Genomic DNA, 14,491 nt, shown 5'->3' on the forward strand with positions numbered 1-14,491 from the left:
ATGCGTTTCAGTCATCTTCACGAAATCAACGAGATCTGCCGGCAAGAGTCCAAGGCCATCAGCACTTTAATGATCGAAGAACAATCCCGGGAGACGGACACGCCTGCCCAGGACGTGATCAGCCAGATGGCCGACTATTACGAGGTGATGAAGGAAGCCGTGCGCCGCGGCCAGACGGAGGATACCGTATCACGCAGTGGCTTAACGGGCGGAGACGGCAAACGGGTGGCGGATTATCTCCGGTCGGGTGAAACCTGCTCAGGGGAAGCCTCTGCCCTCGCCATGGCCTATGCCCTTTCCGTCTCAGAGGTGAACGCCTCCATGGGGCGAATTGTCGCTACACCTACGGCCGGCTCCTGCGGTGTCATTCCAGGGGTGTTCATCAGCGCCCAGGAGCGATTCGGATGGCCGGATGAGCACATGGTTCGCGGCCTCTTCACGGCGGGAGCCATCGGTTACGTGATCGCCAACAATTCATTTATTTCCGGCGCCGAAGGAGGCTGCCAGGCCGAGATCGGCTCCGCCATTGGCATGGCCGCAGGCGCCATGGTCGAGCTGCGCGGCGGCACCCCGGAGCAGGCGGTTCATGCGGTCGGCCTTGCCTTGAAAAATACGCTGGGCCTCATCTGCGATCCTGTAGCCGGTCTCGTCGAAATCCCCTGTATCGTCCGCAACGGGCTCGGGGCGGTTACGGCTCTGGCTGCGGCTGATATGGCACTGGCAGGCGTACGCAGCGCCATTCCATCGGATGAAGTCATTGATGTCATGCTGGAAGTCGGCAGCGCCATGCCTGTCAAGCACCGGGAGACCGCCAAAGGCGGCCTTGCCCAGACCCCGACGGGCCGGCGGATGACAGAATCGCTGGCCGGCAGCCGCAAGGCAGAGCCAGGGGATAAGCGTTAGTTTCGTTCTCTGATTCAGCAACGTTTAGCAACGTACAACGCCCGCCATCGTGCAATATAACGGAAAAAGGCCGCTCCCGTTTCACCGGGAGCGGCCTTTCTGCTCATAAACCCATTATTTTTCTGTTACATTGACAACAACCTTGGCTGTCTTGCCGGCAAACTTCAGCGTGATGTTGGTTTTCCCTTTGCTGATGCCTTTAATCACTCCGTCTTTGGCTGTAGCCACCAGAATTCTGGAGGAGGTCCACACTCCTTTTTTCGTTACATCCCCCTCTGTGCCGTCCACATACGTAGCCGTTCCGGCCAGTTGCACCTGCTGGCCGACAGTAAGGTTCAACAATACCTCGCTGGTCTCAAGGTATTTCAGCGCATCCACCGTAACTGGCACTTTGACCGTTTTACCACCGTATTTTGCCGTAATACTGGTCTTGCCGTATCCGGTTGCCGTTACGGTGCCGCCCTTCACGGTGGCTACCTTGTAGCTGCCTGTTGTCCATTCGGCTTTGTCCGTTACGTCGATTGTCGAACCGTCGCTTAGCGTGGCTGTAACTTTAATATTATCCGTTTCACCCGTTTTCAGTGAAAGGGTAACTTCGGATGCTGATATTTTTGTGGCCGTGTCTACGTAAACCGTTATGGTTACCTTTTGACCGCCATATTTTGCTGTAATATTTGCTTTGCCTTTTTTATATGCGGTGACATTACCGTTCTTGACGGAAGCAATCGCCGCACTGCTTGAAGACCATTCCGCGTCTTTCGTTACATTTCTTGTATCGCCCTTCGAATTCGTTGCTGTGAGCGTAATCAGCTGGGGGTCGTCTCCAGCCGACATGACGATCAGAAATTTATCAGCCTCAAGCTCACTAGCAAGCCCTACTTCTACTTTAACGGTCGCTTTCAGACTTCCATAGGTAGCCGTTACAGTGGCTTCACCCTCGGCCATGCCTGTGATCAAGCCTGAAGAATCAACTGTCGCAGCTTTAGCGCTGCTTGTGGTCCATTCCGCTTCATTGGTCACATCTTCCGTTGTTCCATCTTTATAAGTTACCGTGAGCTGTTGCTGGTACGTATCATCAATATCGAGAACGAGTGATTTGGATTTCACTTCCAGCTTCGCAGGTTCGCCAACTGTGACGGTAACTGTGGCTGTTTTGCCGTTGTAGGTTGCGGTAATGATCGCAGTTCCTTTTTTGTAAGCCGTCAGCTTGCCTTGGTTCACATATACAATACTGTCATTATCGGATGTCCAGGTTGTACTATCGGTTACAATTTCCGTCGATCCGTCTGTATAAGTTACCTTGGCTGTCAATTGAACCGCCTGCCCGTTCTCGGACATGGAAATTTTCGAGCTGCCGATGTCCAAATGGGATGCTGTCTCCACATTGACGGTGATGGTAGCCGTTTTACCGCCATATGTCGCTGTAATCTTGGCGGTCCCGGAGCTATATGCCGTAATCAGTCCACCGTCGGACACAGAGGCAACCGCTTCGTTGCTCGATGTCCAGGTGGCCTGGCTTGTAACATCGGTTTCGTTTTCATCCTTCAATACAGGCTGGTGGGTGCCTTTGACAGCCAGATAGACTTCGGACTTGTCCACGCTCAGCGTGTTGACTTGGCCCACCTTTACAGGCAGGGTTGCCGTCTGTGTGCCATAGCTTGCAGTAATTGTCGTCGTCCCTGCACTATACCCGATCACGAAGCCGTCTTTCACATCTGCTACGGACGGGCTGCTGGACAAGTAAGAAGCGCTTGCTGTCACATTTTTACGGGTACCGTCCGCAAATGTCGCGGTCAGCTCCAGCTGCTGCTTCCCGCCAACGGAATCAAGAATGGCCTGGCTCTGACTAAAGTCAAGATAGCGGGCAACCTCCACACTTACCTTGACCGTTGCCGTTTTATCGCCATATTTGGCAGTGATCGTGGCTAATCCTGCTTTGTTGGCTGTGACCTTGCCCTTATACACGCTGGCAATGCTCTCATCACTCGATGTCCACTGAGCGTCAGCGGTAACATCCTTGGCCGCGGCCTCAGGATAAGATGCGGTCAATTTAAGCTGCTTCTCTCCGCCAATCCCGAGGAACAGATCCTCATTGTCTACGGTCAGCTTGCTTGTTTTCTCGACCGTTACGTTGATGGTGGCTGTCTTTGTTCCGTACTCGGCTGTAATGACTGCGGTCCCCTGTTTATAAGGTGTAATGCTGCCTTTCAGCACATCGGCCACCGCTTCATCACTGGAGGACCACTCGGCAGCGGCCGTTACGTCCTCGGTTGTTCCGTCAGGAAAAGTAGCAGTCAACGTAACTGTCTCCGGACCCTCGCTAAGCAAAAGGGAGACATCCGTGGTGCTTGGCGTAATGCGCTTCACCACATCCACAGTTACCTCTACCGAAACGGTCTGCTTGCCGTATACGCCGGTAATGGTTGCCTTACCGGCCCCAATACCGGTCACTGCGCCATTCACGACCGTAGCGACAGCGGCGTTGCTGGATGTCCATTCCGCCTGATTAGCCACCTTATTGTCTGTCGTATTATCACTGTAAGTGGCTGTAAGTGCAATTTGTTCAGATGCTCCCTTGCGAATATTCAGGCTCGTTACATCTGCGGTCAAAGCTTTTACGTTCTTGGTGACTGTAATGGAAGCCGATTGGGAAAATGCTTTGCCGTCCCCGTCCTTGAAAATGGCAACGATCGTTGCCGTTCCTACCGACTTCGCGGTAACTGTACCGTTATATACGGAAGCAATGGAAGTGTCGTCACTTGTCCAATCAGCATTAATCGTTACGTCCGAGGTTTTGGCATCGCTATATACGGCTGTAGCGTTCAGCTTTAACGTCTCGCCAACCATCAGCTGGGCGCTGTTCGCTGAGAGAACAATTTTCGAAACAGTTGTACTTGCAGCCCATGCCGGTGCGGCACCAACGATCAACAGCAGGAAGGTCAGCATGATCGCGAGCGGTTTGGTCAAACGGTTCCTCAAATGATTTACCTCCGATATATGTTTATTCTTTAAACTTCATAAGTTCATATATCGGTAGATGCTGGGAAGAAATTAAGATACTTTAGTCCTATTTTGACTTCAATTATGGCATAAATGAACTCATTCAAGACTTAGCCGAAATCACCCGCCTGCTTTCATACCCAATCTGTATTCCGTCGGAGTCATGCCGCACTTGCGGCGAAACACCTGTGTAAAATGCCTGACATCATGATATCCGATCCGGTCGGCAATGTCGGCCAGCTTCAGCTGGGGATCAAGCAGCAGCTTTTTGGCCTGCTCCATGCGCAGGCTGATGACATAATCCTTGTAGCCCTGGCCGGTCTTTTGTTTGAACAGCTGGCTGAAATAGACGGGATTCAGGAATACGACCGATGCTACTCCCTCAAGAGACAAATCCTCTGTATAGTGGGCACGAATATATTGCAGTGCCACATCTACCGTATGAATCCCCTCCTTCAGAGATTCATCTCCGCCGGATACCAGACTGCCCTCCAATGAACTGCGCAGCGCCGCAACCGCATCGGGAATGCCCGCAAAATCATGGTGCGGTCCGGAAACCGCCGCCTGAAAGGGCAGCTTCAAATATCGCCGCAAATGCTCCTTCACCTGGCCGACCAGCCTGCTTGCTTCCGATTCATCCTGAAGGCGGGCAATGCCGAGCAGGCTATACCGGTCCAGGCTGACGACAAAGCCATGACCGGCCGTGTCCAGCAGCTCAGAGAGCACATTTTCAACAATAAAATGCTCCAGATGATTCTTTCGCTGCACTGCCTCCATCCCAACCATAAAAAGGTGGAATTGCGGGTAATTCTCCACGAAAGGGCGAATATCCAGCTTGCCCGTATCCAGACCGAGCGCGTAGCGCTGAAATACGGCTTCCCTCAGGTAGCCCAGACTGGATTTCAGCAGCTTGCCTTCCTTCATTCGCTCAGATTCGGCCTGCACTTCTCCTGCCAGCGTCTCCACACACTCCAGCAGCTTTTTTTTGCCGATCGGCTTCAGCAGATAATCCTTTGCGCCAAGTCGTACCGCCTTCTGGGCATATTGAAATTCCGAGTGCGCGGAAATGACCACCCACTGCAAATGCGGGTGCTTGCGCTTGGAGATCCGCATAAACTCAAGACCGTCCATACCCGGCATCAGGATATCGGTGAGCACAATATCCACCGGATGCTCAGTCAGAATACCCGCTGCTTCCTCCGTGGAAGCGGCCGCATAAATACGGCTGTCCGGCCAGGCCTGGTGAAGGGTGCGCCCAATCCCCTGGCGGATCGTATGCTCGTCATCAGCTATCAGTATATTCATCGCTTTTCCTCTCCTTTGGAAGCGGAATGGTTACGGTGATTACAGTTCCTTTCCCGGGTTTTCCTGCGATACCAAGCCCAAATTCCTTGCCGAACATATGATGCAGACGCATTTGCAGATTCTGTAGGCCGATATGGCCGGATCTGCCGCTGATGCTCTGTTTGCCCGGATTAGCCAGCGCGTACCGGACATCGATTAAACGCTCCGAGGTGATGCCGACACCATTGTCGGCAATGGTCAGTCGCAGCGTATGCCCCGCTTCCTCGGCACGGACATGCAGTTCCCCGCGCACACTCAGCTCCAGCGGCTCAAGGCCATGCTTGACCGCATTCTCAATCAAAGGCTGGAGCGTCATTTTGGGAATACGGATATCCATCCAGCGCTCGCTGATCTCCATGAGCACGGTAACCCTGCCCTCCAGACGGGCTTGAATAATCGTCAGATAATGCCCCATCTGCTCTACTTCCTCCCGCAGGGTCACCTCCGCTCCCTCTTCCCAATGGCTGCTGTAGCGGAACAGATGGGACAAGGCCAGCACGACCTCACCGAGCTGATCCTGCCCCTTCTCATCGAGCAGCCAGTAGATCATATCAAGCGTATTGTATAAAAAATGGGGATTTACCTGGGTTTGCAGGGCGTGCAGCTCTGCGTTCTTCTCACTGACCGAAGATATTTTGACCAGTTCGATCAGCTCCTCGATCCGCCCGACCATATGGTTAAAGGAATCTACCAATTGATTGACTTCCTGATAGGAGGTGACCTCCAGCCGCCGCCGGAAATTGCCTGTCTCGACCAGCTTCATTTCACGAATCAGCCGCTTCAGAGGCTGAGATATGCTTCTGGACACCACCAGGGCAATAAGTGCGGACAGAATAATCAGAACAGGGGCGACAATCAGCAGAAAGCGCTGCGTCTGAGCCAGTTCGACATTCAAATCCCGATTTGGAGTTACACTGATCACGGACCAGTCGGCATAAGGAAGCCGGGAAGCAATGACGACCTGCTGGTCGCTCCGTTCCACGATGATGTCGTCTCCGCCGGCCGCCTCCAGGCTTTCAAGGGACGGGGGAGGGTTAACGGAGGTTGACGAGACGATCCGTCCCCCCTGGCCCATCAGGTAAACCTCACTGTTCGGGCCTAGACGCAGATTATGGAGGGCAGCCAGTATCGACTTCGGCTCCGCCTCAATCAGCACGATACCGATTGGCTTATGTTCATCCAGATCATAGAGCTGACGCCCGAATGCAAAAACAGGCCTCTTCTCCATCTGGTCAATAACCGAATGGGGATAGACGCCCAGCCAGGCAATTTTGCCTGCGGATTTCTTGATTTCCTTATACCATTCCGCATGCATGTATTCCGGATCTATAACATTCATGTAGTTGCCGTAATTATATACCTTGCCGTTGTCCTTCAAGACATGAATGCCTATCAGATCTTCCCGCGAATAATAAATAGCGCCCAGAATATTGGTAATTGTGCGCTCATTAATATAAGCAACTGCCTCTGGCTGATAAGCGGTTTCCGTACCGAGCAGCCGGACAAGGTCCAGGTTATTGGTAATGGATTTGGTCAGACTGTTATAGCCGTTCAGCAGCAAATCGAATAGCCCTGCCGTCTGGGACACGTTCTTGCGGGCCAGATCGCTGATTTTGTCATGGAATTGCACGGTGGTCCGGTTGTAGAACAGCAGGCTTACCGCCAGCACAATGCCTGACATGCAGAAGAGAAACAGAATGAACATCCGATGATGAATGGATTGAAAACGGCGCTGCAAACGTATATACGCTCCTTTCGTCTCGTTTGTCCCATCTGCCCCTCTTCGTGCTGGCCATGTGCTGGACAAGCCTGATTCAGCCCTTCACCGCGCCGGCAACCATACCTTTGGTAATCCGTTCGGAGAGCAGGAAATAAATGATGATGACCGGAAGCGCCCCCATCACGAGATACGCGCCGATGTTGCCGTAATTAACGGTATATTGGCTGACAAACGTATAGATACCGAATGGCAGCGTTTTTAGCTTTTCTGAGGAAATAAACGTAGCTGCCATGATGTATTCATTCCAGATATTAATGAACGTCAGAATGCAGACCGTCATGACCGGCGGTATAGAGATCGGCAGAATGATGCTCCGGAAAATCCGGTATATGTTCGCCCCATCCATATAAGCCGACTCTTCAATCTCATGAGGAATAGACCTCATAAAACCACTGAGGATGAACACCGCGATTGGAGTCTGGAACGCAACGTAGGGCAGAATCAATGACAAATGGGTGTTCAGGATATTTACATTTTTAAAAATGACCATTAAGGGCAGCAGTGTAGCCTGCATCGGGATCATCATGCCTACGAGAAACACCAGCATAACAATTCCGCCATAACGCCAGCGGAAGCGTGTGATCGCATAAGCTGTCATGGAGCTGAGCAGAATGACGCAGATCATCGTCACTCCGGTAACAAACACACTGTTGGACAGGTACTGCAGGTAGCTGCCTGATTCAAAAGCCTCTTGATAATTACTCCAACGTGGTGTTTCGGGAAGAGCAAAGAAGCTACCGCCCAGAATCTCCTCATTGGTCTTCAGCGAATACGTCAACAGCCAAAACAGCGGATACACCTGCGTAACGACGAGGACCGCAAGCACAACATATACGATTGACTTTTTTAACGTTTTCATCGGCTCCGGCCTCCTTAGTTTACCTTATTCTCGATTCGTTTGAAAACAAAATTTATGATGACTGTAAATACAAGGCAGAAAACGACCAGGAAGGATGCCAGGGCGCTGCCGTATCCATATTTCATCGACAGGAAGGACATGCCGTACATATAGGTGGCCACGGTGTCTGTGGCATGAGCCGGACCGCCGCCTGTCATGACCCAGATCAGATCGAAGGACTGCAGTGAGCCGATAAAGGCCAGAACGATGGAGATTTTAAAAATCGGGACGATCAGCGGCAGCGTGACATAACGGTCGGCCTTGAAGCCTTCGGCTCCGTCAATTTTGGCCGCCTCATACAGCTCGTTGGGAATGTTCTGCACACCTGTAAACTGAATCAGCAGATGATACCCGAAATACTGCCACAGGGCTACGAAGAAGAGTGAATAGATGGCAATATCAGGCTCAGTCAGCCAGTTCCGGGTCCATGCTTCAAGTCCTAATGACGTGAGAACTCCGTTCAGCATGCCGCCCATCGAAGCAGGATTGTAAATCGTTTTCCACAGTTGGCCGATGATAACGACAGACAGGATGACAGGCAGAAAGTAGATGGTGACGAGGGTATTGGATTTTCGCACGTACCGGTTCAACAAGATCGCAATCAGCAGACAGACTGGAATTTCAAGCATTGAAAACACGGCAAACATAATCGTGCGCTTCACGGAAGGCCAGAACAATGGATCATCGGTCAAAAATTTCTGGTAATTAGCCACACCTACAAACTTCGCATCCGAGATTCCGTTCCAATCCAGCAGGCCGCTGTAAATGGACACGAGAATCGGTATGAACACCATACAAACGTAAAGCAGCAGACAAGGCAACACGAATACCGCAATGGTGCCGGCCCGCACTTTTAATACATTCATGGTTCTCCTCCTTTATCTGTATCTCTTACTCTATCCTCTATTGCAGAGCTTTTTTTGCCGATCCTAAAAGCAGGGAAGGAACCGGAAGGCTCCCTCCCTGCCGCTGGCCGGGCCATTCTGTTATTGCGGATTGGCTTCAAAGGCAGCCTGGTGCTCCTGCGCTACCTGGGCCGGGTCTGCATCCGTGACGAACAGATTTTGAATGCTGCTCAGATGCGCCTGGGCGACTGCAGGGTTCATCGTATTATCGAAGGCCAGATCTCCGCCCTTAATATTTTTGAACAGCTCGTTGAGACCGACGGCGAGCTCCGAATAGCCTGCTGCTTTAAAGTCGCCTTCAATTTTGTGGCCGCTGCCTACTGCGTCCTTAAGCTCAAACTTAACTTTAGGCATTTCGGTCATAAAATAATGCAGGAAGTTTTTGGTTTCTTCCAGGTGCTCGCTGTTCGCGGAAATCGCAAAGGCGCTGCCTGGCGCAATAATATATTCGTTGACATCACCTTTGCCGTTCACCGTAGGGAACTGGAATGCGGCTACCTGATCCGCTACAGAGGACGAGTCAATAGCTCCGGTCTCCCAGGTGCCCATGATGTACATGGCCGCTTTGCCTGTTTTGAAAATGTTGCCGCCAGCATTGTAATCGATCGAAGTTGCTCCATCCGGGAATGCTCCGGCTTTCACCAGCTCCTGGAACGCTGCTACAGCTTCCGTAAATGCGGGATCATTGAACGTTTTCTTGCCGTCAATGACGTCCTGCAAGAAGCCAGGGCCGCCGTTGGTGCGAAGCAGGATGTTCATGAACAACAGCGAGCCTGTCCAGGAGTCCTTCTCACCGATCGCGATCGGGGTAATGCCTTTGGCTTTCAAAGTCTTGACAACTTCAAGCAGCTCATCAAATGTTTTTGGCGTTTCCTTAATGCCGGCTTGCTCGAACAGAGCCTTGTTGTAGTACACGACTTCGATGTTATTGCCGTCAGGAAGCGCGTATACGTTGCTATCGAAGCTGTAATAGTTCAGCAAACCGTCCTGGAATTTATCCTTCAGATTGTCGCGGTCCACCACGTCATTAAGCGGTGCCAACAATCCGGCGTCAACGAAGGGCTTCATCTGAGCCGCCGGGTTCACGATGGTAATATCCGGAACCTCTTTGGAAGCAGCCTGTGTTTTCAGCTTCAGCTTCTGCTGGTCTGTATTCAGGGAGTCGAGCTCAATCTTAATGTTCGGGTGATCCTTTTCATACTGCTCCACAAGCTGGTTCATCATTTTATGTGCTGGAGTCGTCGGATCGGGATAAATGTTCTGGAATGTAATCGTAACCTGTTCCCCGCTTTTTTCTCCGCCGCCGCTGCTGCTGGAATTATCGGTAGTTCCACCGCCTTCCTGCCCGCCGCCGCATGCCGCCAGCATGAAGATCATTGCGCCTGCCATCGTCAAGGCAAACGCTTTCATTTTTCCTGTACGCATGACCCTTTTTCCTCCTTAAATAAATGAATTAAGCATTTTCTTGCCGTTTGCATAAAGAACTTTTTGTAAATTCCATAAGGTGATATGGTTATTATCTTCCAATTCAAGGACGTGAACAATGTGCGAACTTAGGAAGTGAGGTTTGTTTTTTTAAGGGGGTTTTTTTTCATGCAATTCCTGCAAATCACTTGCTTTTCTTCTGAATAATCGGCATAATAGGTTTAAATTGATTTCGTGATAATGATTATCATTATTGAGTTTATAAATAATGTGTAATTCCTAAGGGGGAAGGAACCTGGTGAACGCAGCTCTTCAAAAGACCTCTCTGCATATTGATGATTACTTGGACCTTCTGAATCTTGCTGTTAAAGTTCAGGATGAGAAATGGCAGAAGGAAATTCGGCGTAAACTGCAAGGCTTGCTGCAGCATACATCACAACAGGCCTAGAATAAATTAAGAAAGCTAATCCGGGATTTGCTCCTTGATTAGCCTTTTTTCTTCTTACAAACGGCATATTTCATCAGGGCAGTGTCCCTCCTCAGGGCAGCCACACATAAAGCGTAAATCCTCCATCCGCAAAATATTGATTTTCCCTTCCTTCATCTCAATCGCGCCCTGTTCTTTGAGCGAGGTAAGCATCCGATTGACACTCTCACGAGTCGCGCCAATCATTTCTCCAATCTCCGTATGATTCAGCTTGATGTTCAGCAAAATCCCATCCTCGTTTTTGATTCCACACGTATTCGATGCGCGGATCAAGGTCGAAGCCAAAGCGCCGGTTTTTCCATACAGCAGCAAATCCCTGAAACGGGATTCCATAATCCGCTGTTTGAGACCGAACCATTTTATAAATTGCACAGCCATATCTCCGTGCCTCGTCAAGAGCCCTTCCAGTTCCTTGCCTTGAATGACACCGATTTCGCATGTGTCCGCCGTTTCTGCCGTGTAGTTATGCTCTTCCCCGCCCAAGCCGCCGAATTCGCCGATCAGGTCACCCCTGCGTTGTATGGTCAGTAAAAGCTCTTTACCGTCTTCCGTTGATTTGTGCAATTTGACCCGTCCTGAGTGAATATAGTAAAGCTGTCCCGCTGCCTCTCCCTCCATAAAAAGACTGACTCCCGCCTTAACCTTCTTCCAGGTCATAATACTTTTAAGCAATTCAATATGCTCTTCCGTCAAAAATAAATTGATTCCCGTACGTTCCGCCTGTGCCGATCCTGCCAGTTTTGCCATATATAATGAAGCCATGCTCATCTCCCCTTCACGTCTTTCTCATATTCTAATCATAGTATAATTCACGAATTTGCGTTATCAGGAAATTACCTGATTTTCCCCATTCCATGACCCTGAGTATGTGTGATAAAAATCACTACAGTTTGGGTGAGAATATGATATTTTCCCTAATACTACAACAATATTTTAAGATTTCAGACCTCCATGCCGCATCGCTGCACCAGTAGGGGAGTTCCCCTACCTAATTTTGGACTGAAGGGGTTTTACACTCTGAAGATAGATCGAAAATACTTGCTTTTCACCTCGTAAAGGAAGTGCTTTAGTCATGAACGATCTTTTGCTGGAAGTCAAGCGTGAGCTTGACTCTCTGCGTGCGCTGATTTCGTGTGATGTGGCTGCGGTAGCCTGGATTCATTCGGCGCATAATTTTTTCCGCTGGCGTTATATCTCCGGAAATCGCAATGACCGTTACCAGCGAATTTCCTTTAAGACCGGACACGGCTTATCAGGCATGGCCGCGAGACTTGGACGTTCCATAGAGGCTAATCCTCTCTTAAGGGATACCTACCGTTTAAGGCAGGACTCTGCATTAATGCTTGCGGAACAGCTTCATTCCGCCTTTGTGGCTCCTATTTTCGGCGCGGACGATATTCCCAAAGGTGTGGTCTTGGTCGGACATCGGAATACCTACAGCTTTGTTCCCCATGATACTGCTTTGGTGGAGCAGACTGCCCGGCGGCTTGGCACCCTGAAGTTTTGACCTGTCCTGGTTGTTTTTGCCTGTATTCATTCCTAACGGGGCTTTTAGAAAGGAATTCTGCATTGATAGGTTTCCTTTCTTTTTGCTATGATGAGGTCATACACGCGATACATCGCCTACGGAGGGATATTTTGGTTCGTATACTTGTTGTTGATGACCATGTGGTTGTCCGGTCCGGCCTGATTGCATTATTGGACGGAAAGCATGATATTAGCGTCATCGGAGATGCCGCCGACGGGGATGAAGCTATAGCGAAAGCGCTTGAATTACATCCGGATGTCGTATTGATGGATTTCAGTATGCCCCCTGGCAAGGATGGTCTGACAGCCACAACAGAGCTGAAGAAGCAGCTGCCTGATATCGAGGTTCTCATTTTGACCATGCATGATGATGATGAATATCTGTTCCGTGCCATTCAAGCAGGAGCTTCCGGATACATCCTGAAAAGTGCGCCTCACGAAGAATTGATCACCGCCATCCAATCGGTTGCCCAAGGAAATGCTTACCTGTATGCCAATGCTACCAAACGCCTCATGAGCGAATATCTGGATAAGCTGAAGCAGGACGGCGGTTCAGGTCCTTATGAATCTTTATCTGAGCGGGAAAAAGAAATCTTATCGTGGGTCGCCAAAGGCTACTCCAATAAGGAAATTGCCGAGCATCTCATAATCAGCGTCAAGACCGTAGAGTCGCATAAAAGCAACCTGATGGAAAAGCTTAATCTAAGAACCCGACCGGAGCTTGTGAAATTTGCCATGAAGAAAGGGCTCCTGAATTATGAATAACCATCACAAATGGATTTTTCATCAAACGATCGGAGAGCAGGCTGTATCCCTCATTGAGCTGCTGGATGAGCATATTCCGGATGAAGAATTCCGCGAGGCTTTGCGCTACTCTTTGCTCCAGCTGTCCGATCTGAAGTTTGCCCTTGATGAATCGTCCATTGTCGCGGTGACTGACCGCAAAGGGACGATTCAGTATGTGAATGATAAATTTTGCGAAATATCCAAGTATGCCCGGGGTGAACTGATCGGCAAGGATCACCGAATTATTAACTCCGGCCATCATTCCTCCGAATTTATGCAAAATTTATGGAGAACGATCTCCTCGGGAAATGTATGGCGGGGAGAGATACGCAACCGTGCCAAAGACGGTTCTTATTACTGGGTAAATACCACGATTGTTCCCATAACGGACGACAAAGGCCGGCCCTATCAATACCTGGCTGTGCGTAATGAAGTTACAGAGCTTAAGCAGGTTCAAGCCGAGCTCCAGAGCATGATGACACAAGTGATGCAAATCCAGGAGGAAGAGCGCAAGCGTTTTTCCCGCGAGCTTCATGACGGCATCGGACAAAGTCTGTTCTCCTTGGCCATTCAGATGGATCATGAGCTGTCCAAGCAGTCCAATCCGGTAATCCAGCAGCTGCGTCAGCAAGTCACGGCCATCATGGCTGATATTCGGGGGCTGGCATGGGAGCTTAGACCTTCCGTACTCGATGATTTGGGCGTTGTTCCCGCCCTTCGGACTTATATTGACAACTACAGCAATCACTACGGGATACAAGTGAATTTCACCTGTACGCTGCGTAAACGGCTGGATATCCAGAAGGAGATTGCCATCTACCGTATTGTTCAAGAAGCCTTGACCAATATTGCAAAATATGCGGATGTGTCTGAAGCTAACGTAACTGTCGAGGATCGCGGGTTTGAAGTTTGGGTAACTATAGAGGATAAAGGGAATGGATTTGAACCTGGTGATACCGGGCAGGGGGTAGGTCTCTTCAGTATGGAGGAACGTGCACGGGGGGCCGGAGGCCGACTTCGTGTTCTGTCCGCATCAGGCAGTGGTACCCGTATTGAACTGAATATACCTAATTGAAGGAAAAATAAAAAGAGAGAGCTCTGTCGGAGAAACAGGCTCTCTTATTAAAGGTGTCACAACTGGTGTGACAAGAATCCGCTAAAATAAACAAAAAGCGGGTGATGGGAATCGAACCCACGCTACCAGCTTGGAAGGCTGGAGTTCTACCATTGAACTACACCCGCAAATAAAGATCGGGACGACACGATTTGAACATGCGACCCCCTGGTCCCAAACCAGGTGCTCTACCAAGCTGAGCTACGTCCCGTTATTCATTCATACCATACTTCGTTGAAGTAATAATGGCGTCCCCTGAGAGATTCGAACTCCCGACCTTTTGATTCGTAGTCAAACGCTCTATCCAGCTGAGCTAAGGGGA

12 protein-coding genes and 2 tRNA genes are annotated in these 14,491 nt (G+C 50.3%); 5 read left to right on the forward strand and 9 right to left on the reverse strand.

What is annotated here, in order from left to right:
* Window positions 1–903: an L-serine ammonia-lyase, iron-sulfur-dependent, subunit alpha gene (gene sdaAA, locus ACE41H_RS19250; RefSeq protein ID WP_375357197.1), complete on the forward strand. Its 903-nt coding sequence runs from the start codon at window positions 1–3 to the stop codon at window positions 901–903.
* A gap of 114 nt (window positions 904–1,017) precedes the next feature.
* Here sdaAA and ACE41H_RS19255 read toward each other — a convergent pair whose 3' ends face one another.
* The 6 genes from ACE41H_RS19255 to ACE41H_RS19280 all read right to left on the reverse strand — a co-directional run bounded on the left by ACE41H_RS19255 (window position 1,018) and on the right by ACE41H_RS19280 (window position 10,255).
* The gene (locus ACE41H_RS19255; RefSeq protein WP_375357198.1) at window positions 1,018–3,882 is read right to left on the reverse strand and encodes an Ig-like domain-containing protein; all 2,865 of its coding nucleotides are present in this window, start codon (window positions 3,880–3,882) and stop codon (window positions 1,018–1,020) included.
* A gap of 141 nt (window positions 3,883–4,023) precedes the next feature.
* Entirely contained in the window at window positions 4,024–5,208 is a 1,185-nt protein-coding gene (locus tag ACE41H_RS19260; protein ID WP_375357199.1) for a response regulator, read from the reverse strand.
* Window positions 5,189–6,985, reverse strand: a complete 1,797-nt coding sequence (locus ACE41H_RS19265; RefSeq protein WP_375357200.1) for a cache domain-containing sensor histidine kinase — start codon at window positions 6,983–6,985, stop codon at window positions 5,189–5,191. Before ACE41H_RS19265 ends, ACE41H_RS19260 begins: the two co-directional genes overlap by 20 nt.
* 76 nt (window positions 6,986–7,061) lie before the next feature.
* Complete coding sequence (locus ACE41H_RS19270; RefSeq protein ID WP_375357201.1) at window positions 7,062–7,886, reverse strand: carbohydrate ABC transporter permease; 825 nt, start codon at window positions 7,884–7,886, stop codon at window positions 7,062–7,064.
* A gap of 14 nt (window positions 7,887–7,900) precedes the next feature.
* Entirely contained in the window at window positions 7,901–8,791 is an 891-nt protein-coding gene (locus ACE41H_RS19275; RefSeq protein WP_375357202.1) for a carbohydrate ABC transporter permease, read from the reverse strand.
* Window positions 8,792–8,911: 120 nt separating this feature from the next.
* The gene (locus ACE41H_RS19280; RefSeq protein WP_375357203.1) at window positions 8,912–10,255 is read right to left on the reverse strand and encodes a sugar ABC transporter substrate-binding protein; all 1,344 of its coding nucleotides are present in this window, start codon (window positions 10,253–10,255) and stop codon (window positions 8,912–8,914) included.
* 298 nt (window positions 10,256–10,553) lie between these two features.
* Here ACE41H_RS19280 and ACE41H_RS19285 point away from each other — a divergent pair, with 298 nt between their 5' ends.
* Entirely contained in the window at window positions 10,554–10,703 is a 150-nt protein-coding gene (locus tag ACE41H_RS19285) for a hypothetical protein (protein WP_355325765.1), read from the forward strand.
* Between the two features lie 54 nt (window positions 10,704–10,757).
* Here ACE41H_RS19285 and ACE41H_RS19290 read toward each other — a convergent pair whose 3' ends face one another.
* On the reverse strand, window positions 10,758–11,504 hold the full coding sequence (locus ACE41H_RS19290) for a Crp/Fnr family transcriptional regulator (protein WP_375357204.1): 747 nt from the start codon (window positions 11,502–11,504) through the stop codon (window positions 10,758–10,760).
* Between the two features lie 310 nt (window positions 11,505–11,814).
* Here ACE41H_RS19290 and ACE41H_RS19295 point away from each other — a divergent pair, with 310 nt between their 5' ends.
* The 3 genes from ACE41H_RS19295 to ACE41H_RS19305 all read left to right on the forward strand — a co-directional run bounded on the left by ACE41H_RS19295 (window position 11,815) and on the right by ACE41H_RS19305 (window position 14,130).
* On the forward strand, window positions 11,815–12,249 hold the full coding sequence (locus ACE41H_RS19295; protein WP_375357205.1) for a GAF domain-containing protein: 435 nt from the start codon (window positions 11,815–11,817) through the stop codon (window positions 12,247–12,249).
* Between the two features lie 131 nt (window positions 12,250–12,380).
* Window positions 12,381–13,034 carry a response regulator transcription factor gene (locus ACE41H_RS19300; RefSeq protein WP_375357206.1) on the forward strand — a complete coding sequence of 218 codons (654 nt, stop codon included), beginning with the start codon at window positions 12,381–12,383 and terminating at the stop codon, window positions 13,032–13,034.
* Entirely contained in the window at window positions 13,027–14,130 is a 1,104-nt protein-coding gene (locus ACE41H_RS19305) for a PAS domain-containing sensor histidine kinase (protein ID WP_375357207.1), read from the forward strand. Before ACE41H_RS19300 ends, ACE41H_RS19305 begins: the two co-directional genes overlap by 8 nt.
* A gap of 96 nt (window positions 14,131–14,226) precedes the next feature.
* On the opposite strand, the gene ACE41H_RS19310 is transcribed toward ACE41H_RS19305, so the two are convergent.
* A tRNA-Gly gene (locus ACE41H_RS19310) sits at window positions 14,227–14,297 on the reverse strand.
* A 9-nt stretch (window positions 14,298–14,306) separates the two neighbouring features.
* Window positions 14,307–14,380 (reverse strand) — tRNA-Pro (locus ACE41H_RS19315).
* Window positions 14,381–14,491 lie beyond the last annotated feature (111 nt).

Source organism: Paenibacillus enshidis, from assembly GCF_042136365.1.
Lineage (GTDB): Bacteria > Bacillota > Bacilli > Paenibacillales > Paenibacillaceae > Paenibacillus > Paenibacillus enshidis.